General features: G+C 48.2%; 21 protein-coding genes and 2 tRNA genes. 20 read left to right on the top strand and 3 right to left on the bottom strand.

Going from position 1 to position 24,370, the window contains the following annotated elements; genetic code table 11:
* Positions 1-59: 59 nt before the first annotated feature.
* Positions 60-491 carry an NfeD family protein gene (locus Q3O60_RS13085; protein WP_305894389.1) on the bottom strand — a complete coding sequence of 144 codons (432 nt, stop codon included), beginning with the start codon at positions 489-491 and terminating at the stop codon, positions 60-62.
* Between the two features lie 245 nt (positions 492-736).
* On the opposite strand from Q3O60_RS13085, the gene Q3O60_RS13080 reads away from it, so the two are divergent.
* The 6 genes from Q3O60_RS13080 to Q3O60_RS13055 all read left to right on the top strand — a co-directional run bounded on the left by Q3O60_RS13080 (position 737) and on the right by Q3O60_RS13055 (position 8,409).
* Complete coding sequence (locus tag Q3O60_RS13080) at positions 737-1,891, top strand: iron-containing alcohol dehydrogenase (RefSeq protein ID WP_305894388.1); 1,155 nt, start codon at positions 737-739, stop codon at positions 1,889-1,891.
* A 94-nt stretch (positions 1,892-1,985) separates the two neighbouring features.
* A complete protein-coding gene (gene dapB / locus Q3O60_RS13075; protein WP_305894387.1) occupies positions 1,986-2,795 on the top strand; it encodes a 4-hydroxy-tetrahydrodipicolinate reductase in 810 nt (269 codons plus the stop codon).
* Between the two features lie 196 nt (positions 2,796-2,991).
* Positions 2,992-4,122, top strand: coding sequence for a glutamine-hydrolyzing carbamoyl-phosphate synthase small subunit (carA, locus tag Q3O60_RS13070; protein WP_305894386.1), 1,131 nt, complete (start codon positions 2,992-2,994; stop codon positions 4,120-4,122).
* 32 nt (positions 4,123-4,154) lie between these two features.
* Entirely contained in the window at positions 4,155-7,376 is a 3,222-nt protein-coding gene (carB, locus tag Q3O60_RS13065) for a carbamoyl-phosphate synthase large subunit (RefSeq protein WP_305894385.1), read from the top strand.
* Positions 7,373-7,849 (top strand): transcription elongation factor GreA, encoded by a 477-nt coding sequence (greA, locus tag Q3O60_RS13060; RefSeq protein ID WP_305894384.1) that lies wholly within the window; start codon positions 7,373-7,375, stop codon positions 7,847-7,849. The genes carB and greA overlap by 4 nt, the downstream gene beginning before the upstream one ends.
* Before the next feature lie 137 nt (positions 7,850-7,986).
* Complete coding sequence (locus tag Q3O60_RS13055) at positions 7,987-8,409, top strand: hypothetical protein (protein WP_305894383.1); 423 nt, start codon at positions 7,987-7,989, stop codon at positions 8,407-8,409.
* On the opposite strand, the gene yhbY is transcribed toward Q3O60_RS13055, so the two are convergent.
* On the bottom strand, positions 8,406-8,702 hold the full coding sequence (gene yhbY / locus Q3O60_RS13050) for a ribosome assembly RNA-binding protein YhbY (protein ID WP_305894382.1): 297 nt from the start codon (positions 8,700-8,702) through the stop codon (positions 8,406-8,408). The two genes, Q3O60_RS13055 and yhbY, sit on opposite strands and share 4 nt — an antisense overlap.
* 83 nt (positions 8,703-8,785) lie before the next feature.
* On the opposite strand from yhbY, the gene rlmE reads away from it, so the two are divergent.
* The 14 genes from rlmE to rpsO all read left to right on the top strand — a co-directional run bounded on the left by rlmE (position 8,786) and on the right by rpsO (position 21,894).
* Entirely contained in the window at positions 8,786-9,418 is a 633-nt protein-coding gene (gene rlmE, locus Q3O60_RS13045) for a 23S rRNA (uridine(2552)-2'-O)-methyltransferase RlmE (RefSeq protein WP_305894381.1), read from the top strand.
* 42 nt (positions 9,419-9,460) lie between these two features.
* Complete coding sequence (ftsH, locus tag Q3O60_RS13040; RefSeq protein WP_305894380.1) at positions 9,461-11,383, top strand: ATP-dependent zinc metalloprotease FtsH; 1,923 nt, start codon at positions 9,461-9,463, stop codon at positions 11,381-11,383.
* A 102-nt stretch (positions 11,384-11,485) separates the two neighbouring features.
* Positions 11,486-12,340, top strand: a complete 855-nt coding sequence (folP, locus tag Q3O60_RS13035) for a dihydropteroate synthase (protein ID WP_305894379.1) — start codon at positions 11,486-11,488, stop codon at positions 12,338-12,340.
* Positions 12,337-13,671, top strand: coding sequence for a phosphoglucosamine mutase (gene glmM / locus Q3O60_RS13030; RefSeq protein ID WP_305894378.1), 1,335 nt, complete (start codon positions 12,337-12,339; stop codon positions 13,669-13,671). The genes folP and glmM overlap by 4 nt, the downstream gene beginning before the upstream one ends.
* Before the next feature lie 80 nt (positions 13,672-13,751).
* Positions 13,752-14,495 carry a triose-phosphate isomerase gene (gene tpiA, locus Q3O60_RS13025; protein ID WP_305894377.1) on the top strand — a complete coding sequence of 248 codons (744 nt, stop codon included), beginning with the start codon at positions 13,752-13,754 and terminating at the stop codon, positions 14,493-14,495.
* Positions 14,496-14,498: 3 nt separating this feature from the next.
* On the top strand, positions 14,499-14,822 hold the full coding sequence (gene secG, locus Q3O60_RS13020; RefSeq protein WP_305894376.1) for a preprotein translocase subunit SecG: 324 nt from the start codon (positions 14,499-14,501) through the stop codon (positions 14,820-14,822).
* A 9-nt stretch (positions 14,823-14,831) separates the two neighbouring features.
* Positions 14,832-14,916 (top strand) — tRNA-Leu (locus tag Q3O60_RS13015).
* An 84-nt stretch (positions 14,917-15,000) separates the two neighbouring features.
* Positions 15,001-15,077 (top strand) — tRNA-Met (locus Q3O60_RS13010).
* Positions 15,078-15,331: 254 nt separating this feature from the next.
* Positions 15,332-15,787, top strand: coding sequence for a ribosome maturation factor RimP (gene rimP / locus Q3O60_RS13005; RefSeq protein ID WP_305894375.1), 456 nt, complete (start codon positions 15,332-15,334; stop codon positions 15,785-15,787).
* 32 nt (positions 15,788-15,819) lie between these two features.
* Complete coding sequence (nusA, locus tag Q3O60_RS13000; RefSeq protein WP_305894374.1) at positions 15,820-17,316, top strand: transcription termination factor NusA; 1,497 nt, start codon at positions 15,820-15,822, stop codon at positions 17,314-17,316.
* Positions 17,317-17,341: 25 nt separating this feature from the next.
* Positions 17,342-20,023, top strand: coding sequence for a translation initiation factor IF-2 (gene infB / locus Q3O60_RS12995; RefSeq protein WP_305894373.1), 2,682 nt, complete (start codon positions 17,342-17,344; stop codon positions 20,021-20,023).
* 71 nt (positions 20,024-20,094) lie between these two features.
* The gene (gene rbfA, locus Q3O60_RS12990; protein WP_305894372.1) at positions 20,095-20,562 is read left to right on the top strand and encodes a 30S ribosome-binding factor RbfA; all 468 of its coding nucleotides are present in this window, start codon (positions 20,095-20,097) and stop codon (positions 20,560-20,562) included.
* Positions 20,563-21,501: a tRNA pseudouridine(55) synthase TruB gene (gene truB / locus Q3O60_RS12985; RefSeq protein ID WP_305894371.1), complete on the top strand. Its 939-nt coding sequence runs from the start codon at positions 20,563-20,565 to the stop codon at positions 21,499-21,501.
* Positions 21,502-21,624: 123 nt separating this feature from the next.
* Entirely contained in the window at positions 21,625-21,894 is a 270-nt protein-coding gene (gene rpsO, locus Q3O60_RS12980) for a 30S ribosomal protein S15 (protein ID WP_305894370.1), read from the top strand.
* Between the two features lie 249 nt (positions 21,895-22,143).
* Here rpsO and fusA read toward each other — a convergent pair whose 3' ends face one another.
* Positions 22,144-24,243, bottom strand: a complete 2,100-nt coding sequence (gene fusA / locus Q3O60_RS12975; protein WP_305894369.1) for an elongation factor G — start codon at positions 24,241-24,243, stop codon at positions 22,144-22,146.
* Between the last annotated feature and the right edge of the window lie 127 nt (positions 24,244-24,370).

Below are 24,370 nucleotides of genomic sequence, written 5' to 3'. Positions count from 1 at the left end.
CCACCCCTAGTAACAGGATTAATGCTAAATCCATATCGTTCTCCTTGAACTTAAAAAAATTAAATCGGTGCCACGATCAGCGTAATACCATCGATACGACAGACTTTGACTTCATGACCAGCGCTAAGCCAGCTATCATTTGCTTCGGAACTCGTTTCTGCTTTCACTGGATAAAAGCTTCCACCCATTTTGGCCACCAGTTTATCACCGTGCTGTTCCAGAACTACGGTTTGCTGATAGCCAGGCTCAGCCATATTGACGGCTTTTGAACGGCCAAGCCCTTGTTTACGCAGCCAAAGGGCTAATGGCAGAAACATCAGGCAACCAAAAGCGAACACAAACAATGATTGAGTGAACGATAGTGCAAACAACCAGCTACTTAGCGCTGCAGAAAAAGCGCCCAATGAAATGGCAAGAATAACAAAGGTGCCGGTCATTAACTCGGCAATACCAAACATAATGGCGATAATTAACCAGACTACTGCCAACATAATGTTTTCCTTTCAAGTTTGATCCAGTCGCATAGTACTATACTGCCTTTAGTGCCCGAGCATAACTGTTTTATGTAACAGTTCATGAACAAGTGGGTACGCTCGTACCATTGAAGGATGATTCACTGAGCAGCCTTTATACAATACGACCAAGATCGGCGACTGGCTTGGTTATATTTTGTCAATTCATGATACCTTTTAAAGGATGGCGCGTAGACTGAGTGACCAACGTTAAAGGAGCATGCATGCAAAATTTTACCTTTCATAACCCAACCCGTATTGTTTTTGGTGAGCAGCAAATTGCTGAGTTAGCTCAACTGGTGCCAGCAGATGCCAATATATTACTGACCTATGGCGGTGGCTCTATTCACCGCAATGGGGTCTATCAACAAGTAACGGATGCGCTACAAGGGCGAACATGGCAGGAGTTTGGTGGCATAGAGCCAAATCCTTCATTTGATACTTTGTTAAAAGCCGTTGCCTTGATGAAAAAAGAGCGGCTCAATTATATTGTTGCAGTGGGTGGTGGTAGCGTCATTGATGGCAGCAAATTTATTGCAGCCGCTGCTTGTTACGATGGCGATGCCTGGGATCTATTAACTGGCAAAGCTAAAGTACAATCGGCCCTGCCTTTAGGTTGTGTTCTGACTTTGCCTGCGACTGGTTCAGAGAGCAATGGTAATGCTGTAGTTACACGCTATAGCACGCAGGAGAAAATGGCGTTTTCCAGCCCCTTGGTGTATCCGGAATTTGCAGTATTGGACCCAACGGTGACTTACAGTTTACCACCGCGTCAGGTTGCGAATGGGGTGGTTGATGCCTTTGTTCATGTGATGGAGCAATATCTTACCTACCCAGTGAATGCTGCAGTGCAGGATCGTTTCGCTGAAGGCTTGTTATTGACGCTGTTAGAGGAGGGGCCAAAATCACGGCAACAACCCGAAAATTATGCAGTGCGAGCCAATGTGATGTGGGCGGCTACCATGGCGCTAAATGGCCTGATTGGCGTCGGGGTGCCACAAGATTGGGCAACCCATATGATTGGGCATGAGCTGACTGCTTTGCATGGCTTGGATCATGCGCAAACGCTTGCCATTGTGTTGCCTGCGTTGATGCAACAACAGCGGCAGCAAAAACGCGACAAATTATTGCAGTATGCTCGCCGTGTTTGGCAATTGGATCATCAGGATGAAGAACGGTTGATTGATGAGGCCATTAGCCATACGCGCGCCTTCTTTGAAGAAATGGGCGTGCCGACCCGTTTGGCAGATTATGGCATTACTCCCGATGCGATTGATGCCCTTGTTGAACGGCTGGTGCAGCATAAGATGGTCAAGTTAGGCGAACATGGTGACATTACGCCTGAGGTTGCCACAGCTATCTTGCAAAAAGCGGTCTGACACTATTTCTGTTCAGACAGGCTCGGCAAAGTAGACTTTAAGAGTGCTATTTTGTTTTAATAGCGCTCTTTCTCGTAATGATCTGGATAAGGCGATGACATCGATTGGTATTTTTGGCGCCAATGGCCGTATGGGGCGTGCTCTGGTACAAGTGATTAAAGAGCAAGAGCTATCATTGGCAGTGGCCACGGTTCGGTCTGGTTCAAGCTGGTTAGGGCAGGATGCGGGTGAACTGGCAGGCTGCGGAAAACTCAATCTAGCCTTAACCGAAACCTCGGCAGCAGCTGTTGCCGAGGCGGATGTGTGGATTGACTTCACCATGCCCGAAGCCATGCTTGAGCATCTAAAGCTGGCAGTCGCGGCCAAAAAAGCCATAGTGATTGGTGTGACCGGGCTAAGCGATGCGCAATACCAACAGGTGCAACAAGCCAGCCAGCATATCCCTATTGTGTGGGCTCCCAACATGAGTGTGGGGGTGAACCTGATGCTGCATTTGGTACAAACGGCAGCCAAAGTGATGGGCGAGACGGCCGATATCGAAATTATTGAAGCGCACCATCGTTATAAGAAAGATGCACCGTCGGGTACTGCGATGGCCATCGGCACCAGTATCGCCAGTTCCTTGAACCGAGATTTAGCAGAGTGCGCTGTTTATGGTAGAGAAGGCATCACAGGTGAGCGTGAGCACAATACCATTGGTTTTGCTACCGTAAGAGGCGGTGATATTATCGGTGATCATACGGCACTTTTTGCAGATCTTGGTGAAAGATTAGAAATTACTCACAAAGCCAGCAGTCGAACCACCTTCGCACAAGGCGCTGTGAGGGCTGCGCTGTGGTTGCAAAATAAACAGCCATCACTTTATTCCATGCAACAAGTGCTTGGTTTGACGAAGTTAGACTAAACTTTTACGCGTTAGTGGATAAAAACCCATACAGGCAGGTGTTTTCCTATAAATCCAAAAAAGCATTAGACCTCAGAGCGATATTGTCTTAAAATATCGAGAATTTGCCTGAGCAAATTGGGGATAGTTGGTTTGGATTAAAAACGGGTGTTGAACGTGTAGGTTTAAGCCCGTTTTTTGCTGTTTGGAGGTTATTTTGACGACGTCTGCCCTGTTGGTTCTGGAAGATGGCTCTGTATTTCATGGTACGGCCATTGGCGCCGAAGGTGTTTCTGTAGGTGAGGTGGTGTTTAATACCTCGATGACCGGGTATCAGGAAATTTTAACGGACCCATCGTACGCAGAACAAATGGTCACCCTGACCAACCCACACATTGGCAACACCGGCACCAATGATGAAGATGAAGAATCCAGCCGGATCTGGGCCAAAGGCCTAATCATTCGAGATTTACCTATACTCGCCAGTAACTTCCGCAACCAAGCATCGTTGTCTGATTACTTAAACAAGTCTGGTATTGTTGGCATCGCTGATATCGATACCCGTAAATTAACCCGTATTCTTCGCGAAAAAGGTGCTTTGAACGGTTGCCTTATGGCAGGCGATGAGCTCGACCAGGCAAAAGCACTGCAGTTGGCGCAAGGCTTTGCTGGTTTAACTGGCATGGATTTAGCCAAAGTCGTATCGGTGAAAGAAAGTTACCCATGGCAGGAAGGCAGCTGGCAATTAGGGCAGGGCTTTAGCACCCCAACTGATGCTGCTTTTCATGTGGTTGCTTATGATTTCGGTGTGAAACGAAATATTCTACGCATGTTGGTGGATCGTGGTTGTCGTTTAACTGTGGTGCCAGCGCAAACCTCTGCTGATGAAGTATTGGCATTGAACCCTGATGGCATCTTTTTATCCAATGGCCCTGGTGATCCGGCGCCCTGTGACTACGCGATACAAGCTATCCAACAGTTTTTAACCACCGATATTCCTGTCTTTGGGATTTGCCTGGGTCACCAGTTGTTGGCGTTGGCCAGTGGTGCCAAAACCTCCAAAATGAAGTTTGGACATCATGGCGGCAATCATCCAGTTCAGAACCTTGCCACGAAAAAAGTCATGATTACTGCGCAAAACCATGGTTTTGCGGTTGAAGAGGATGGTTTGCCATCCACGCTGCGAGCGACGCATAAATCGTTATTTGATGGTAGTTTGCAAGGCATTCATCGTACTGACAAGCCAGCCTTTAGTTTTCAGGGGCACCCTGAAGCCAGCCCTGGCCCGCATGATGCAGCAGAGTTGTTTGATCACTTCATCGATCTGATGCGTCAGCGTCAGCACTAATTCCGGCAAGCAGCGAGAGACAGAGATTTATTATGCCAAAACGTACTGATTTAAAAAGCATTCTGATCCTTGGCGCGGGCCCTATTGTTATTGGCCAGGCCTGTGAATTTGATTACTCAGGCGCTCAAGCCTGTAAAGCCCTGCGTGAAGAGGGCTACCGCGTTATTCTGGTGAATTCGAACCCAGCCACTATCATGACCGATCCTGAAATGGCCGATGCGACCTACATTGAGCCTATCCATTGGAAAGTGGTAGAAAAAATCATTGAAAAAGAGCGCCCTTGTGCGGTTTTACCCACCATGGGCGGACAAACCGCATTGAACTGTGCTTTGGAGTTGGATAAGCATGGTGTGCTGAAAAAGTACAACGTCGAAATGATTGGTGCAACGGCCGATGCTATCGATAAGGCTGAAGATCGTAGTCGCTTTGATAAGGCGATGCGCTCTATCGGTCTGGAATGCCCACGTGCAGGCATGGCGCACTCGATGGAAGAAGCCTATCAGGTGCTTGAAGACATTGGGTTCCCTTGCATCATTCGTCCATCCTTTACCATGGGGGGGTCAGGTGGTGGTATTGCTTACAACCGCGAAGAGTTTGATGAAATTTGTACCCGGGGTTTGGATTTATCTCCGACTAAAGAGTTGCTGATTGACGAATCTTTGATCGGCTGGAAAGAGTTTGAAATGGAAGTAGTGCGCGATAAGAATGATAACTGCATCATTGTTTGTGCCATTGAAAACTTTGATCCCATGGGCGTGCATACCGGCGACTCTATTACGGTTGCACCAGCGCAAACGCTGACCGATAAAGAGTATCAGCTGATGCGTAATGCCTCCTTGGCTGTATTGCGTGAGATTGGCGTTGAAACTGGCGGTTCGAACGTGCAGTTTGGCATCAACCCGGATGATGGCCGTATGGTCATTATTGAAATGAATCCACGAGTCTCTCGATCGTCTGCCCTGGCTTCAAAAGCAACGGGGTTCCCGATTGCCAAAGTTGCTGCCAAGCTGGCGGTAGGTTACACCCTGGATGAACTGGCCAATGAAATTACCGGTGGTATTACACCAGCATCTTTTGAGCCGAGCATCGATTATGTTGTGACCAAAATCCCACGTTTTAACTTTGAAAAGTTTGCCGGTGCCAATGATCGCTTAACCACTCAAATGAAGTCGGTGGGTGAAGTGATGGCCATTGGCCGTAACCAGCAGGAATCTTTGCAAAAAGCGTTGCGTGGTTTAGAGATTGGGGTCTCTGGCTTGGACCCAATGCAAGATTTAACTGCCCCTGATGCTAAAGAGCGATTGATCCGTGAATTGAAAGAAGCGGGTGCACACCGGATCTGGTACATCGCGGACGCATTTCGCTTCGGCATGAGTCAGCAGGACATTTTTGAACTGACCAAGGTTGATCCTTGGTTCCTGGCGCAAATTGAAGATTTAATTATGGATGAGAAGCGCATCCATGATGCCGGCTTTGGTGGACTTGATGCGCCAAGTCTGCGTCGCTATAAGCGCAAAGGCTTTTCCGATCAGCGTATTTCTGAGTTACTTGGTGTCAGTGAAAACGAAGTACGGAAAAAGCGTCACAGCTTTGGCTTGCACCCGGTTTATAAGCGCGTTGATACTTGCGCGGCGGAATTTGCTTCCAACACGGCCTATATGTACAGCACCTATGATGAAGAATGTGAATCGGCGCCGACCAATCGTGACAAAATCATGATTTTGGGTGGTGGCCCGAACCGCATTGGTCAGGGCATTGAGTTTGATTACTGTTGTGTGCATGCGGCGCTGGCTCTGCGTGAAGATGGCTATGAAACCATCATGGTCAACTGCAATCCAGAAACCGTGTCTACCGATTACGACACCTCAGATCGCTTGTACTTCGAACCGATCACGCTGGAAGATGTGTTGGAAATCGTGGCAAAAGAGCAACCGAAAGGTGTGATTGTGCAGTATGGCGGTCAAACGCCATTGAAATTAGCGCGGGCGCTTGAAGCCGCTGGAGTACCAATTATAGGCACTTCACCGGATGCGATTGACCGGGCCGAAGATCGTGAGCGTTTCCAACAAGCTGTTGACCGTTTGGAGTTAAAGCAGCCGAAAAATGCCACCGTCACCAGTCTGGAAGAGGCTTTATTGAAGGCTGGTGATATTGGCTTCCCAATGGTAGTGCGTCCTTCGTACGTATTAGGTGGCCGGGCGATGGAAATCGTCTACGACGAAATCGACCTAAAACGTTACATGACTGATGCTGTAAGCGTATCCAACGAAGCCCCTGTGTTACTGGATAACTTCCTGGATGATGCCATTGAAGTCGATATTGATGCGATTTGTGACGGTACTGAGGTCGTAATTGGTGGCATCATGGAACACATTGAGCAAGCCGGTGTGCACTCCGGTGACTCCGCTTGTACCTTGCCTCCGCATAGCTTATCGAAAGCTATTCAGGATGTGATGCGCGATCAAGTTCGTAAACTGGCACTGGAGCTAGGCGTAGTTGGCCTGATGAATACTCAGTTTGCGGTGAAAGATGGTGAAGTCTACCTGATTGAGGTGAATCCTCGTGCTGCACGCACCGTACCATTTGTTTCTAAAGCCACTGGCATCCAGATTGCTAAAGTTGGCGCGCGCTGCATGGCGGGCAAGACCTTAGCAGAACAAGGCATTACCCAAGAGGTGATCCCGCCTTATTTCTCAGTGAAAGAAGTCGTGATCCCATTCAATAAGTTCCCGGGTGTCGACCCTATTCTTGGCCCTGAAATGCGCTCCACAGGTGAAGTGATGGGCATTGGTGATACCTTTGAAGAAGCCTTTGCCAAAGCCGAGTTAGGCTGTGGCACCTTGATACCCTCGAGTGGCCGTGCTTTACTTTCGGTTCGAAATAGCGATAAAGTTCGGGTGATCGAATTAGCTCAACGAATGATTGAGGTAGGCTTTGAGCTGGACGCGACTCGTGGCACAGCTGCTACACTTGAACAAGCAGGTATTGTTTGTCGGGTGGTCAATAAAGTGCTGGAAGGTCGGCCTCATATTTTAGACCGCATTAAAAACGGTGAGTACAACTACATCGTCAATACAACAGAAGGTCGTCAAGCGATTGAAGACTCAAAAGTCTTACGTCGTGGTGCGTTGCAGCATAAAGCCAACTACACCACCACACTGAATGCCGCCTTTGCTACCTGTAAGGCAAGCACTGCCAGTGCTTTTGAGCAAGTGATCTCTGTTCAGGAATTACATAAGAGAGTACGAGGATGAAACCAATACCAATGACAGTTCATGGCGCAGAAATGCTGCGCGCCGAACTGCATGAACTCAAGTCGGTCAAGCGACCGCAAATTATTCAGGCTATTGCCGATGCGCGGGAGCATGGTGATTTAAAAGAGAATGCTGAGTATCATGCGGCCAGAGAAGCGCAAAGCTTTTGTGAAGGTCGTATTCAGGATATTGAAGGCAAATTGGGTAATGCGCAGATTATTGATGTCAGCACCCTGCCAAACAACGGCAAAGTGATTTTTGGTTCAACGGTGTCGATCCTAAATCTGGAAACTGAAGAAGCAGTGAGCTATCGCATCGTCGGTGATGATGAAGCGGATATTAAGCAAAATCTGATTTCGGTCAACTCACCGATTGCTCGCGGCTTGATTGGTAAAGAGCTGGATGATGTCGTCAATATCAACACACCCAAAGGCGTGGTTGAGTTTGAGGTCACTGCCGTTCAATACCTTTAAATGAGCTAGACGCATTGAAGAAAGCGGCTTTTGCCGCTTTTTTTAATGCGCTCATCGCAGAACCTTCTGGGGTCAGACCTGATCTGCATGCTTCTGAGACTACACTAGTCGCCTGTGTGAAATAATAGTAGGTGTGTATGTCAGGAAAAAAACGATTTCAGATTGAAGTTGAAGATCGAGTGATTTGGGTCAAGGCCAACGGAACCTGGACCAGCCTGACGGTGGCAGATTACATCGCTGATATAAGAACCAAAGCAAATGCCTTGGCAGGCAAGCCGTGGGCTATTGTGCTGGATGCCAGAGACTGGCAAGCTTGTCCTGCGGATGTATTTACTCAGCTACAGGAAAATACGCACTGGTGTTTACAACGACAATTGCGTTTGGGTGTGGTGTTGTTGCCTGAGCAGCCGTTACTGCGTTGGCAGTTTGCCAAAGCAACAGAAGGTGAGCGGCCCGAGCATTATCAAAAGCATGTTGTTGAAGATGAAGCTGCAGCCCGCTTAATCATACAGCAGGCTGGTTATTTTAAGCAGAAACCGCAACCACAACAAAGAGCTTAAGCTTTGGGTAAAATGATCTTAGGTTCTTTTGCCTGACGGAACAGGATCAAGGTTTTTCCAATAACCTGGACTTTTTCAGCTTTGGTTTCACGGATAATGGCATCCATCACCACTACTTTTTGTTCACGATCTTCACCCGGTACTTTGATTTTAATCAACTCATGGTGATCGAGTGCTTGCTCAATTTCAGCAACGACGCCCTCGGTTAAACCATTACCGCCCAACAAAACCACTGGCTTCAGGTCGTGTGCTTTGGATTTTAAAAATTGTTTTTGCTTATTGCTTAGTGCCATCTTGATACGATTTCCACAAATTAAACTTGAATTCATGCTATTGTACCGCCATCTTGAGTACATGACCATTTCAGAGTAGTAAGATGACCCGAAAAAAGCGTTCTGCCAGTTCAACCCGCTGGCTGAAAGAGCATTTTGATGATCATTTCGTGCAAAAAGCGCAAAAACAAGGACTACGTTCTCGTGCAGCGTTTAAGCTGGAAGCGATCCAGCAGCAAGATCAGCTCATCAAACCAGGCATGACGGTGGTGGATCTTGGTTCAGCTCCCGGCAGTTGGTCGCAAATGGCAGCCCGGTTGGTGCAACCTTCGGGTCAGGTGATTGCCTGTGATATACTGCCAATGGATCCCTTGCCTGGAGTGTCTTTTTTACAGGGAGACTTTCGTGAAGATGCGGTTTTGCAGGCATTACTGAGCCGGATCGAAGGTCGCAACGTAGATGTGGTATTATCGGATATGGCACCGAATATGAGCGGTAACCAAACGACTGATCAAGCCAGAGCCATGTACTTGATCGAACTCGCTTTGGATATGTGTCATCAAGTTTTGAAGCAAAACGGTAGTTTTGTTGTCAAAGTATTTCATGGTGATGGTTTTGAAAACTACTTACAGGCAGTTCGCGAAGTCTTTACCAAAGTGAAATCACGGAAGCCAGAATCTTCGCGGTCTCGCTCAAGAGAAGCGTATATAGTGGCGACAGGTTACAAATTTCAGTAAGGTAGCCTGATTTAATTTAACGGGAAGAAAGAGGTTATAACCTTGAGTGATATGGCTAAAAATCTCATCGTATGGCTGGTGATTGCCGTCGTACTGATGTCGATATTCAACAGTTTTGGACCCAGCGGTAATGCTGAGCAGATGACCAGTTACGACCAATTTTTGAAGCAGGTCGAGCAGCGTCAGATCCGCGAAGTGAAAATTGAGCGCTCAGGTGTTATTACCGGAGTTCAGCGCAGTGGTGATCGCTTTGAAACCGTGATCCCTGGTAACGATCCTAAACTGATTGATGATTTGTACAAGCATGATGTACGTATTGTCGGTACTCCACCAGAAGAGAGTAGCTGGCTTGCCACTATTTTTATTTCCTGGTTCCCCATGTTGCTGCTTATCGGGGTATGGATATTCTTTATGCGCCAAATGCAAGGTGGTGGCGGCAAAGGCGCCATGTCGTTTGGTAAAAGTAAAGCCAAATTGATGGGCGAAGATCAGATCAAAACCACTTTTGTTGATGTTGCAGGCTGTGACGAAGCGAAAGAGGAAGTCAGTGAGCTGGTCGATTATTTAAAAGACCCATCGCGCTTTCAAAAGCTGGGTGGCAAAATTCCTACCGGTATTTTGATGGTAGGCCCGCCAGGTACTGGTAAAACCCTGTTGGCAAAAGCCATTGCCGGTGAAGCTAAAGTCCCATTTTTTACTATTTCCGGTTCAGATTTCGTTGAAATGTTCGTTGGTGTGGGTGCGTCTCGTGTACGTGACATGTTTGATCAAGCGAAAAAAGCAGCTCCATGCATTATCTTCATCGATGAGATTGATGCGGTTGGTCGCCAACGCGGTGCTGGTTTAGGCGGTGGGCATGATGAACGTGAGCAAACACTGAACCAAATGCTGGTTGAAATGGATGGTTTTGATGGCAATGAAGGTATTATTGTAATTGCAGCAACCAACCGCCCTGATGTACTAGACCCTGCTTTGTTACGTCCGGGCCGTTTCGATCGTCAAGTCGTGGTTGGTTTACCGGATGTGAAAGGCCGTGAGCAAATCTTGAAAGTGCATATGCGCAAAGTCCCATTAGGCGATGATGTTGAGCCTTCGGTGATTGCGCGAGGTACCCCTGGTTTCTCGGGTGCTGACTTAGCCAACTTAGTGAATGAGGCTGCACTTTTTGCAGCTCGTGGTAATCGTCGTACCGTCTCGATGGATGAGTTTGAAAAAGCCAAAGATAAAATCATGATGGGAGCAGAGCGCCGCTCCATGGTGATGACCGAAAAAGAGAAAGAAATGACGGCTTATCATGAAGCCGGCCATGCGATTGTCGGCCGCTTGGTTCCAGAGCATGATCCAGTGTACAAAGTGAGCATCATTCCACGTGGTCGTGCCTTAGGCGTTACTATGTACTTGCCTGAGCGAGATAGAGTCAGTCACAGCAAGCAACAGTTGGAAAGTATGATCAGCTCCTTGTTTGGTGGCCGTATTGCTGAAGATGTGATCTATGGTTCTGAAATGGTCACAACCGGTGCCTCCAATGATATTGAACGGGCTACCGATTTGGCTCGAAAAATGGTGACACAATGGGGTTTCTCAGAAAAGCTGGGGCCACTATTGTATGCTGATGAAGACGGTGAAGTATTTTTGGGACGTTCAGTTTCGAAAAACAAGCACATGTCGGAAGAAACAGTCAAAGCCATTGATGCTGAGATCCGCGCCTTTATCGACCGCAATTACGATCGTGCTTATAAACTGGTTAAAGAAAACATGGATGTACTGCACTCGATGAAAGATGCTTTGATGAAGTATGAAACCATCGATGCGAAGCAAATTGACGATTTAATGGAGCGTCGCCCGGTACGGGACCCGGAGAATTGGGAGCCTCGTGACAAGGGGAACAGTGACTCGGATGATGATTCGAAGTCTGAAGCCGATATTGGCCCGGATGCAGAACCATCCGAAGGCAAGCTGCATTAATTATAAGTAAAGAAACAAACCCCGGCTTGCCGGGGTTTTTGCTTTGCATCGGCAGATGTGATGCGAGAACCCAACCTTCCAATGGTATAGAGAACTAACATCATGCAATTAACTTTACCTCATCAGCGTGTGTTGGACCTTAGCCAGCCACAAGTGATGGGCATATTAAATGTAACGCCGGATTCATTTTCTGATGGCGGTCGTTTTTTGACACTGAATGCGGCTATACGGCAGGCAGAACAGATGCTGAAAGATGGCGCAACCATACTGGATATTGGTGGTGAGTCGACCCGGCCTGGTTCTGAGCCAGTCAGTCTGGATGAAGAGCTGGCTCGCGTACTGCCCATTATCGAAGCATTGCGCCGCGAGTTCGATTGCATCCTATCTATCGATACCAGTAAAGCCAACGTGATGTCAGCTGCTGTTCAGGCTGGCGCTGATATGATTAATGATGTCTATGCACTTAGAGCGCCTGGCGCACTCGAGGCGGCAGCTAATGCGAGAGTTCCAGTCTGCTTAATGCACATGCAAGGCGAGCCGAGAACCATGCAACAACAGCCTGAGTATCAGGATGTGGTTGCCGACGTGATGGATTTTTTTATCGAACGCATGCAGGCTTGTCAGCAAGCAGGCATCGAGCTTGAACAGATTGTACTGGATCCAGGTTTTGGTTTTGGTAAAACGCTGCAGCAGAACTATCAATTATTACAGCACTTTGACCATTTTATGCAGTTAAAGCGTCCCTTGCTGGCAGGGATGTCGCGTAAATCAATGATTGGTCAACTACTGGATGCTCCGTTGTCTGAGCGATTGGCAGGAAGTCTGGCCTGTGCCACAATATCTGCCATGAAAGGTGCAGCCATTATTCGGGTGCACGATGTTAAAGCAACGGTTCAAGCCATCAAGGTTGTGCAGGCCACTTTAAATCAGGCCTCTTTAAATGGAGTAAAGCAATGAGCAGGAAGTATTTTGGTACCGATGGTGTGCGTGGCAAGGTCGGTGAATTTCCGATCACGCCTGAATTTGCCATGAAGTTAGGCTGGGCGGCAGGGCGAGTCCTGTCGAAGCGTGGTACCCGTACTGTATTGATCGGTAAGGATACTCGCATTTCAGGCTATCTGCTGGAAACCGCACTGGAAGCCGGTTTAGTGGCCGCTGGCATTGATGTTCGTCTGTTAGGTCCCATGCCGACTCCTGCTGTCGCCTATCTGACACGAACCTTCCGAGCCGAAGCGGGTATTGTCATCAGTGCCTCGCATAATCCTTATTATGATAATGGCATTAAGTTCTTCTCCGCCGATGGCACCAAGTTGCCGGATGAGGTGGAGCTTGCCATTGAAAATGAGCTGGAACAAAGCATGGTCTGTGTGTCCTCAGAACAATTAGGTAAAGCGGTCCGAGTTGACGACGCAGCAGGTCGTTACATCGAGTTTTGCAAAAGCCATATGCCCAACCATATGTCACTAAAAGGGCTCAACATCGTTATTGACTGTGCGCATGGAGCGACCTATCACATTGCGCCGAGCGTGTTTCGTGAGTTAGGAGCGGACGTCACGACGATAGGGGTGCAGCCGAATGGTCTAAATATCAATGCGGAATGCGGCGCGACCCATACCGCCGCCTTGCAGCAAAAAGTATTGGATGTAAAAGCTGATCTTGGTATTGCCTATGATGGCGATGGTGATCGGGTGATGATGGTCGATCATACCGGCCGTGTCATTGACGGTGATGAAATTGTTTATCTGATTGCCAGGGCTGCACAAAAACAGAACCGCTTGCGCGGAGGAGTGGTTGGCACGCTAATGAGTAACATGGGTTTGGAGTTGGCCTTAGCCGAGCTGGATATTCCATTCGTCCGCAGTCAAGTAGGTGATCGCTATGTGATGGAGTTATTGCGGGAAAAAGATTGGCGCATTGGTGGTGAAAACTCGGGGCATGTGTTGAACCTGGATCATACCTGCACCGGCGATGGTATTATCGCCTCACTGCAAGTGCTGACAGCGATGATTCAAGACCAACAAAGTTTGGCTGAAATCAGTCAAGGCATGAGCAAGCTACCTCAGGTGCTTGTGAATGTGAAATTTGAGAAGGGCTCTGCACCACTGGAAAAACAAAATGTGAAGCAGGCTATTTTGGATGTCGAAGCGCGCCTGGCGGGTAAAGGCCGGGTGTTAATCCGTAAGTCTGGCACCGAGCCGTTAATCCGAGTGATGGTGGAAGGTGAGCAGCAGGCAGAAGTCGAAGCTTATGCCCACGAAATTGCCAATGCGGTTAAAATAGCCAGTTAGTAGGTTAGTAAAGCATCTTTACTTGAGATGCTTTACTGCTTTGCGTACTATCTTCACGGTGAAAATAATAAGGATGCGGCATGACTCAACGAAAACCTCTGGTAGCAGCCAATTGGAAAATGAATGGCAGCAAAGCCTTGGTCGATGACATGACGCATTCATTAGCGGTTGTCGATTTCACCGCAGTGGATGTGATGATCTGCCCACCCGCAACCTTGCTACCATTGTTTCCTCAAGGTACCGCCATCGCTTTAGGTGGACAAAACCTTAGTCAGTACGATGCCGGTGCATACACCGGAGAGCTAAGCGCTTCGTTGCTATTACAAGCCGGCGCACGTTATGTATTGGTTGGTCACTCAGAACGACGTAGTTTATTCTCTGAAGATGATGATATCCTGCTGGCGAAGGTACAACAAGCAGTCGCTACAGGCTTGATCCCTGTGTTTTGTGTTGGCGAAAACTTACAGCAACGGCAACAAGAAAAAACCACCGAGGTGCTTGCGAAACAATTAGCTGCAGTGTATGCTTCGCATCCCGAATTACTGGCAAAATCGGTCATTGCTTATGAGCCGGTTTGGGCCATTGGCACCGGTGAAGCGGCGACACCAGAGCAAGCACAGCAAGCGCATGCTGCTATTCGTCAACTGCTCGCTCGTTACGATACAGTAGCCGCCAGCAAGGTACGTATTTTGTATGGTGGTAGTGTCAACGCAAGTAATGCTGCGGCCCTGTTTAACGAAGCAGATATCGATGGCGGCCTCGTTGGTGGCGCTAGTTTGAAACCTGCTGAATTTTTAGAAATTTGCCGAAGCGCAAAGGATTAATTTATGTTTGAAGTCTTTATGGTGGTGTATTTACTGATCGCTCTGTCATTGATTGGTCTGATTTTGATCCAACATGGCAAAGGCGCTGATATGGGCGCTGCTTTTGGTGCAGGTGCATCTTCCACAGTATTCGGTTCTGCCGGTCAGGGCAACTTCCTTACCAAAGCAACCACGATACTTGCGATACTTTTTTTCGTATTAAGCATCGTGTTGGGTAACTACAGCTCAAGTCAGACCAAACAAGTTGATGAATGGCAAGATCTCTCAGTTCCTATGAGCGACTCAGTGCCAACCATTCCAACGGATGAAATCCCAGTCGGAAATTAATCAGTCTTTGCCGAGGTGGTGAAATTGGTAGACACGCTATCTTGAGGGGGTAGTGTCTTCGGACGTGCGGGTTCAAGTCCCGCTCTCGGCACCAAAATTCCAAGGGTATTCAGCGATAAAAACTAAGTTGGCCCTTGCGATAACATGTTCTCAGCTATATAATAGCTGCCATTACGGACGCGGGATGGAGCAGCCTGGTAGCTCGTCGGGCTCATAACCCGAAGGTCGTCGGTTCAAATCCGGCTCCCGCAACCAATTCTCATTATTTCTTGAGAAGGTTCACAGTCACCGAGCTGTGGAGCGATCGTCAGTACTGATGCTCGCCACGATTAATTTAGCATTGATTTTGGCGATAAATCAGTGCTTACGGATATAGCATTTCGCCCCGCTTGTTCGGGGCGTTTTTATATCTGCAAACCAGGTTTGTAGAATGGGCGATTAGCCCATTTTTTATTTGTTTTGATTAATGGCTGTTACCCAAGTTACAGCTATTGTATCCGGAGGTTTTTTTGGCGAAGCAGGAACAGCAGTTAGTTGAACTGTTAGGACCCACTATCGAAGCTGCAGGCTTCGAATTGCTTGGCGTCGAGTTTGTTCGCGCGGGTCGGCATTCGACATTGCGTTTATACATCGATCATCCAGACGGTGTCACCGTTGAGCATTGTGCAAAAGTCAGTCGCGAAGTCAGCGCTCTGATGGATGTCGAAGATCCTATTGCGCATGAGTATTTATTAGAGGTTTCATCTCCGGGGTTGGATCGTCCTTTATTCACCCTGGAGCATTTTACCAAAGCCATTGGCGAAAAAGTAGAATTGAAGCTGGCCATTCCTCAGGATGGTCGTCGCAAGTTTAAAGGGAAACTAACTGCCATTGAGCAGGATATGTTGGTGTTAGAGATCGATGGCAAGCAGTTCCGTTTGCTGATGGATAATGTTGAAAAAGCAAATATTGTACCTACCTTTTAATTTCAGGCAGGTCCAACAGAGGCAGCACTAAAATGGCAAAAGAAATCTTATTAGTTGTTGATGCGGTTTCCAATGAAAAGTCAGTGCCCAGAGAGAAGATCTTTGAGGCACTTGAGTTTGCATTAGCAGCAGCCACCAAAAAGAAAAATGAAGGCGACATTGAAGTACGGGTCAGTATCGATCGTAAAACCGGTTCTTTTGATACCTTCCGTCGCTGGCAGGTGATCCCTGATGATCAGCCGGTAGAATATCCTTATCGCGAAATCACCTTATCAGCCGCTCAGTATGAAGAGCCAGAGTTGAACGTAGGGGATTACGTCGAAGAACAAATCGATTCCATCGTATTTGATCGTATTACCACTCAGATGGCCAAGCAAGTGATCGTACAGAAAGTGCGTGAAGCAGAGCGGTCTCAAGTGGTCGAAGCGTATTTGGATCAGGTTGGTGAATTGGTCACGGGTATCGTGAAAAAAGCCAATCGCGAAAACATTATCGTTGATTTGGGAAACAACGCAGAAGCCTTGTTAACCCGTGAGCATATGTTACCGCGTGAAACCTATCGTTCAGGCGACCGTCTGCGTGCCTTGTTGTTTGAGGTCAAACCAGACGCTCGTGGTGCTCAGTTGTTTTTGAGCCGGACACGTCCGGAAATGCTGATCGAATTATTCCGCATTGAAGTGCCAGAGATTGGCGAAGAAATGATTGAATTGCGTGGCGCCGCCCGTGATCCAGGCTCGCGTGCTAAAATAGCCGTGAAAAGCAATGACCGTCGTATCGATCCGGTTGGCGCTTGTGTTGGTATGCGTGGTTCACGTGTGCAAGCCGTTTCTGGTGAGCTGGGTGGTGAGCGGGTCGATATCGTCCTATACGATGACAACGATGCTCAGTTTGTTATTAACGCCATGGCGCCAGCCGAAGTCGCTTCCATCATTGTGGATGAAGATTCACATTCCATGGATATTGCCGTCGAAGAAGGCAACCTGGCGATGGCCATTGGCCGCAATGGTCAGAACATTCGTTTAGCCAGTCAGTTAACCGGCTGGGAACTGAATGTGATGACGGTTGAAGACATGCAGAAGAAACATCAGGAAGAAAGCAGCAAGGTCATGGACCTCTTTATGTCGACGCTGGAACTTGATGAAGATTTCGCTGCCGTGTTGGTAGATGAAGGTTTTGCAACACTGGAAGAAATTGCCTATGTGCCGTTATCTGAGTTGTTGTCTATCGATGGTTTTGACGAAGATATTGTCAATGAATTGCGTAGCCGTGCTAAAGCATATCTGACTACTCAGGCGTTGGCATCAGAAGAATCCCTTGAGGGGGCCAAACCATCAGAGGCGTTATTAGCGCTGGATGGTCTGGATACCCATACCGCGTATGTACTGGCTAGCAAAGGAGTGATTACTCTTGATGACTTAGCCGATCAAGGTGTGGATGATTTACTAGATTTGGCAGAAATGCCGGAAGAACAGGCCGCTGCGCTGATTATGGCCGCCAGAAATATTGTCTGGTTCAGCGAAGAAAATTAATGGATCAACGGAGGTAACAACTTATATGGCAGATGTCACAATTGAAAAGCTCGCCACAGATGTAGGAACAACTGTTGATCGTTTAGTGCAACAATTTTCTGATGCAGGCATTACTAAAGCAGCTGGCGCAATGGTCACTGAAGACGAAAAACGGACTTTGCTGCAGCATTTGAGCCGTCAGCATGGTGCGGAGTCATCAACTCCATCTAAATTAACGCTAAAGCGGAAAGAGAAGAGTACGCTCAGTGTTTCAGGTGGTGCTGGCCGTAATCGTGAAGTCACGGTCGAAGTTCGTCGTCAGAAAACCTACATTAAAAAGCCTATGCTGGATGAGGCGACACAAAAAGCTCAGGATGAAGCTCGTTTGGCTGAAGAAAAAGCCAAAGTCGAAGCGGCCAGAGCAGAACAACAGCGTCAGGATGCGGAGCGTAAAGCGAAAGCTGATGCGGACCGTCGTGCAAAAGAAGAAGCTGAACGTAAAGCGGAAGCCAAGCGCCGTGACGACTTGAAAAAAGATGACCCTGAAGAAGCCGCTCGTCGTGCTGCTCGTGAAGAAGCCCGCAAAGAAGCGGATCGCTTAAAGCAGCAACAAGAAGCGGAAACTCTGCGTAAACTGGAAGAAGAAGCCAAGAAGCAAGCGGAAGAAGCGAAGCGTCTGGCTGAAGAAAACCGTGAACGTTGGGAACAGGAAGAAAAAGCGAAGAAAGGTGCTGAAGATGGCGATTACCACCTGACTAGCAACGAATTTGCCAAGCAAGCAGAAGACGAAGTCGATGCGCGCGAAGAGCGAGCTGGTCGTCGCAGCACACCTGCGAAAAAAGCTACGGCTACCAAAGGCAAAAAGAAAGATGAACGCAATGACCGTGAGGCATTTAATCGTGCCAATCGTCATAGCAAGAAGAAAAAAACACCGACCAGCATGCAGCATGGTTTTAATAAACCAGCTCAACCGGTCGAGCGCGAAGTTCGCATCGGTGAAACCATCACGGTAGCTGAGCTGGCTGCGAAGATGGCAGTGAAGGCATCTGAAGTCATTAAAACCATGATGAAAATGGGCGCCATGGCAACCATTAATCAGGTGATCGATCAGGAAACGGCGGCCATTGTTTGTGAAGAAATGGGCCATAAGTTTGTCCTGACCAAAGAGAACGAGCTGGAAGAGTTTGTCATGTCAGAACGTGGCGATGTAGGTGAAGTTGAACCTCGCGCTCCAGTTGTGACCGTAATGGGTCACGTTGACCATGGTAAAACATCTTTACTTGATTACATCCGTAAAGCCAAGGTTGCTGACGGCGAAGCGGGTGGTATTACCCAGCACATTGGTGCTTATCATGTAGATACCGATCGCGGTATGGTGACGTTCCTGGATACACCAGGTCACGCAGCCTTTACCTCGATGCGTGCCCGTGGTGCCAAAGCCACCGATATCGTCATTTTGGTGGTAGCAGCCGATGATGGTGTGATGCCACAAACCAAAGAAGCCATTCAGCATGCCAAAGCAGCGAATGTGCCTTTGATTGTTGCCGTCAACAAAATGGATAAGCCAGAAGCAGATCCAGATCGGGTTCGTAACGAACTGTCTCAGTACGATGTTATTTCAGAAGAGTGGGGCGGTGATACCCAGTTTGTGCCGGTATCGGCCAAAGCGGGAACTGGTATCGATCAGCTGCTGAATGCGGTGCTCGATTTAGCTGAAATTCAGGAACTAACTGCAGTTAAAACTGGTTTAGCTCGTGGCGTGGTGATTGAATCCCGTCTTGATAAAGGGCGTGGTCCGGTGGCATCTATCCTGGTACAGGAAGGTACGCTGAATCAGGGTGATGTCGTCTTGTGTGGTTTCGAATACGGTAAAGTTCGTGCCATGCGCGATGAAAATGGCCGTGATGTGAAACTGGCTGGCCCATCGATCCCGGTTGAAATTCTCGGTTTATCCGGCGTGCCGCAAGCGGGTGACGAAGTCACCGTGGTAAAAGATGAGCGTAAAGCGCGTGAAGTAGCTTTGTACCGTCAAGGCAAGTTCCGCGATGTCAAACTGGCTCGTCAGCAAAAATCGAAACTGGAAAACATGTTTGCCAACATGTCTGATGGCGATGTGTCTGAACTGAATATCGTGCTAAAAGCCGATGTACAGGGTTCAGTAGAAGCCATCAACGAAGCCTTGGCGAAACTGTCTACCGATGAAGTGAAAATCAAGATTGTCGGTAGTGGTGTCGGTGGGATCACCGAAACTGACGTCAGTCTGGCGGCAGCTTCACAAGCCATCATCATCGGCTTTAACGTGCGTGCAGATGGTTCTGCTCGTCGTATTGTTGAAGAAGAAGGTTTGGATCTACGCTACTACGGCATCATCTATGAATTGCTGGATGAAGTGAAGCTTGCTATGACCGGTATGCTTGCACCTGAGTTCAAGCAGCAGATCATTGGTCTGGCGCAGGTGCGGGATGTATTCCGCTCACCGAAATTCGGTGCCATCGCTGGTTGTATCGTCTCTGAAGGGGTGATTAAACGCAATGCACCAATCCGTGTACTGCGTGACAACGTGGTGATCTACGAAGGTGAGTTAGAATCTCTGCGTCGCTTCAAAGATGACGTCAATGAAGTGAAGAATGGTTTCGAATGTGGTATCGGTGTGAAAAACTACAACGATGTTCGCGAAGGCGACCAAATCGAAGTCTTTGAGGTGGTTCAGGTCGAACGGACGCTGTAACCCGCTCTTGCCAGAACACCATCAGCAATTACGGTTGCTGGTGGTGTTTTTGTCTAAAGGAAAAGTAAAAGATGGCACATAAAGAATTCTCCCGTGTCGACCGGTTATCACAGCAGTTGAAAAAAGAACTGGCCGTGATTTTCCAACGCGAAATTAAAGATCCACGCCTGCACACTATGATTACGGTGTCAGAGGTCGATGTCTCGCGTGATTTGTCGTACGCGAAAATTTACCTCACCTTTTTAGGGCTAGACCCGGAAAAAGTGAAAGAAAACATTAAGATTTTAAATGAAGCCAAAGGCTTTATTCGCAGCTTAATTGGCAAGCGTATCCAGACCCGTATCGTGCCTCAGGTACAGTTTTATTACGACAGCACGCTGGATGAAGGGATCCGTATGGCTGCGCTGGTTGAATCGGCTCGTCGTTCCGATGAGGCCAAACGCCCGAAGAGCGATGTGGATAGCGAGCAGACTGACGAGCAAGACCAACAGTCGGGTTCTGCAGCAGCAGGGCATTCAGAGCCGGGAAACAACGATTAGATGACACAACAGCGTAAACGCCGCGCCGTGGACGGCATTCTACTGTTGGATAAACCGTTGGATTTCACCAGCAACGGCATTTTGCAAAAGGTACGCTGGCTGTATCAGGCCAAGAAAGCCGGTCACACCGGTGCCTTGGACCCGTTAGCCAGTGGTTTATTGCCGCTTTGTTTTGGTGAAGCGACCAAGTTCAGCCAGTTCTTACTCGATACCGATAAAACCTATCAGGTCAGTGCCCGTTTTGGCATCCGCACCGATACCAGCGATGCCGCAGGTGAGGTCGTGAGTGAGCGCCCGGTGCAGTTCGATCAGGTGCAGCTTGAGCAAGCGATGCAGCCCTTTCGTGGTGCTATCCAGCAAGTGCCGACCATGTTTTCGGCACTAAAGCATCAGGGCCAGCCGCTCTACAAATACGCCCGTCAGGGCATCAGCGTGCCGCGTGAAGCCAGGCCCATCACCATTTTTCGCTTTGAGTTGTTGGCCTTGCGACAAACCGCTGCAACGACTGAGGCTGACTTTATTGTGCATTGCAGCAAAGGCACCTACATTCGCACCTTGATTGATGATTTGGGCGAGGCTTTAGGCTGTGGTGCTTATGTCAGCGCCTTGCATCGCACTCAGGTGGGGCCTTTTCAAGCCGAGGCCATGCAGCCATTACCGCTGCTGGAATCAATGGCTGAAACCTGTCATGCCGAGTACGACTTTACTGCACTGGATGGATTGCTATTGCCGATGGATACGGCGCTGCATGGCTTACCAAGCCTACAACTAAACGTAGAGCAACAGAAGAGAATTCAGCATGGTCAGTCGTTTTCGATTGAACATGCTGAGGCGGATGCGATACGTTTGTATTCGGAACAAGCTGATTTTCTCGGCATCGGCCGCTGCGTGGAATCGCAGTTGCTGCCCCGGCGCTTACTCAATTTCAATCATGAGTAGCTTGTCGTCGAATAGATCTTGTAAAGCAAAGTCTGCATGGTACAATACGCGCGCTTTATTGTTCGCTGAATGAGTGATCGGCAGCAATACTTTTATTAATTCACTCAGGATTGGAGTTTTATTATGGCTTTAACTGTTGCTGAAAAGGCACAAATCGTTGCTGATTACGCACAAAAAGAAGGTGACACCGGCTCACCTGAAGTGCAGGTTGCTTTGTTAACTGCAAACATCAATCACCTGCAAGGTCACTTCGCTGACCACAAGCATGACTTCCATTCACGTCGTGGCTTATTGCGTATGGTTAGCCAGCGTCGTAAATTGCTGGATTACCTGAAAGGTAAAGATCAAAGCCGCTATGCAGACTTGATCAAACGTCTTGGCTTACGTCGTTAATCCAAAGCGTAAAAAGAAAAGGGCTGATTCAGCCCTTTTTTTGTGCCTGAAAAACAGCTGCCCTAAAACCACATCTGCAGCAATGACATGATGCTCAGCAGATACAGTATGACACTGGCAGCGAAGCTAGCCCTCAACTCGGAGCTCAGCACCTCGTGGGGAATCCGTGAATGATGCAAAGAGTAAATACCGGGCATAAAAAAGCCCTGTCAGATCACTCTGGCAGGGCTTTTTGACAGCAGCTACCGCTTAGTTTTTAGCGAGAGCGGCTTTCTTTTCTTTTTCTTTTGCGATCACGGCTTCTGCTACGTTGGCCGGGCATGGTGCGTAGTGCGAGAACTCCATAGAGAACTGACCACGGCCTGAAGTCATGGTACGCAGGGTACTGATATAGCCAAACATTTCTGACAACGGCACATCTGCTTTGATGCGAACGCCAGTGGCACCAGCTTCTTGACCAGAGATCATGCCGCGACGACGGTTTAAGTCACCGATAACATCACCGACGTTGTCTTCCGGGCTGAACACGTCAACTTTCATGATCGGCTCAAGCAGCTGAGCGCCTGCTTTTGGCATGGACTGACGGAAAGCGCCTTTAGCAGCGATTTCAAACGCGATAGCGGATGAATCGACGGCGTGGAAGCCACCATCAAACACTTCAACTTCTACGTCTAACACTGGGAAGCCAGCTAGCGTACCGGTTGACATCATGGACTCGAAGCCTTTTTCGATCGCAGGCAGGAACTCTTTTGGTACGCTACCGCCCACGACGGTGGATTTGAACGTAAAGCCAGAGTTTTGCTCGCCCGGACGAATATGGTAATCGATTTTACCAAACTGACCTGAACCACCAGATTGCTTCTTGTGGGTATAAGTATCTTCAATGGCACGAGTGATGGTTTCGCGGTAAGCAACCTGAGGCTGGCCTACGACTAATTCAACACCATAGGTACGCTTTAAGATGTCTACTTTGATATCCAAGTGCAATTCACCCATGCCTTTCAGGATGGTTTCACCTGAGTCAACATCGGTTTCAACGCGGAAGGTAGGATCTTCAGAGACCATCTTGCCGATAGCGATACCCATTTTCTCAACAGAACCTTTGTCTTTTGGCGTTACCGAGATAGAAATAACAGGCTCTGGGAAGACCATTGGCTCAAGCGTACAAGGGTGCTTAGGATCACACAGCGTGTGGCCAGTCTGGGTGTTATTTTTCATACCAACCAGAGCAATGATGTCACCAGCCTGAGCTGTGGTCAGATCAATACGCTCATCAGCGTACATTTCAACCATACGGCCGATACGCTCTGTTTTACCGGTGAATGAGTTCAGGATAGTATCACCCTTGTTTAATACACCAGAGTAGATGCGGATAAAGGTCAGGGCACCGAAACGGTCATCCATGATCTTAAACGCTAAAGCGCGGAATGGCTCATCTGCAGACACGATAGCATGCTCGCCGTTCTCATTGCCTTCTTCGTCAGTCAGCGGCTGCGGAATAACTTCAGTTGGGCTAGGCAGATAATCAACAACGGCATCTAGCAGTAATTGCATACCTTTGTTTTTAAAGGCGGAACCACAGTACGTTGGGAAGAATGCCAAGTCACGGGTACCTTTACGGATACAACGCTGAATGTCTTCGATAGAAGGTTGCTCACCATCCATATAAGCCATTAACAGATCGTCATCTTGCTCAAGTGCCGTTTCAACCATCTGCTCACGGTACATAGCCACATCATCAGCCATATCAGCTGGAATGTCCTGGATTTCAAAGTTTTCTGGCTGGCCGGTATTATCCCATACGTAGGCTTTTTCAGTTAACAGATCAACCACACCAGTGAAGGTATCTTCACGGCCGATAGGCAAGGTCATGATCAGTGGTTGAGCACCTAAAACCTTTTTCACCTGTTCGGTCACGCGGATAAAGTCAGCACCGACCCGATCCAGCTTGTTCACGAAAATCAGACGAGATACTTCAGCATCGTTGGCATAACGCCAGTTGGTTTCTGACTGTGGTTCAACACCGCCTGAGCCACAGAATACACCGATACCGCCATCCAATACTTTTAATGAACGATATACTTCAACGGTGAAGTCAACGTGTCCCGGGGTATCGATGACGTTGAAGCGGTAGCCTTTCCAGAAACAGCTAACGGCTGCTGACTGGATAGTAATACCACGCTCTGCTTCCTGCTCCATGAAGTCGGTCGTTGATTCACCTTCGTGAACTTCACCTAACTTATGGATTTTACCGGTCAGTTTTAAGATACGCTCGGTAGTGGTGGTTTTGCCGGCATCGACGTGGGCGAAGATACCAATGTTTCTGTATAAGGATAAATCTGCTGACATAGTAGTCTCTATAAGTTAAATGAACCTAAACTTGGGTGAAAATTTGAACTAATTCAGTCCTCTACGTGATTGGTGCTATAGACCAATAATCATTCATGAGGGCCTGTGCACAAACGTGGCGGCATTA

Source organism: Alkalimonas collagenimarina (genome assembly GCF_030717845.1).
In the GTDB taxonomy this organism is placed as follows: Bacteria; Pseudomonadota; Gammaproteobacteria; order Enterobacterales; family Alteromonadaceae; genus Alkalimonas; species Alkalimonas collagenimarina.
Note: the sequence above shows the minus strand (reverse complement) of the source record. Positions and strands in the feature narration are given on the sequence as shown.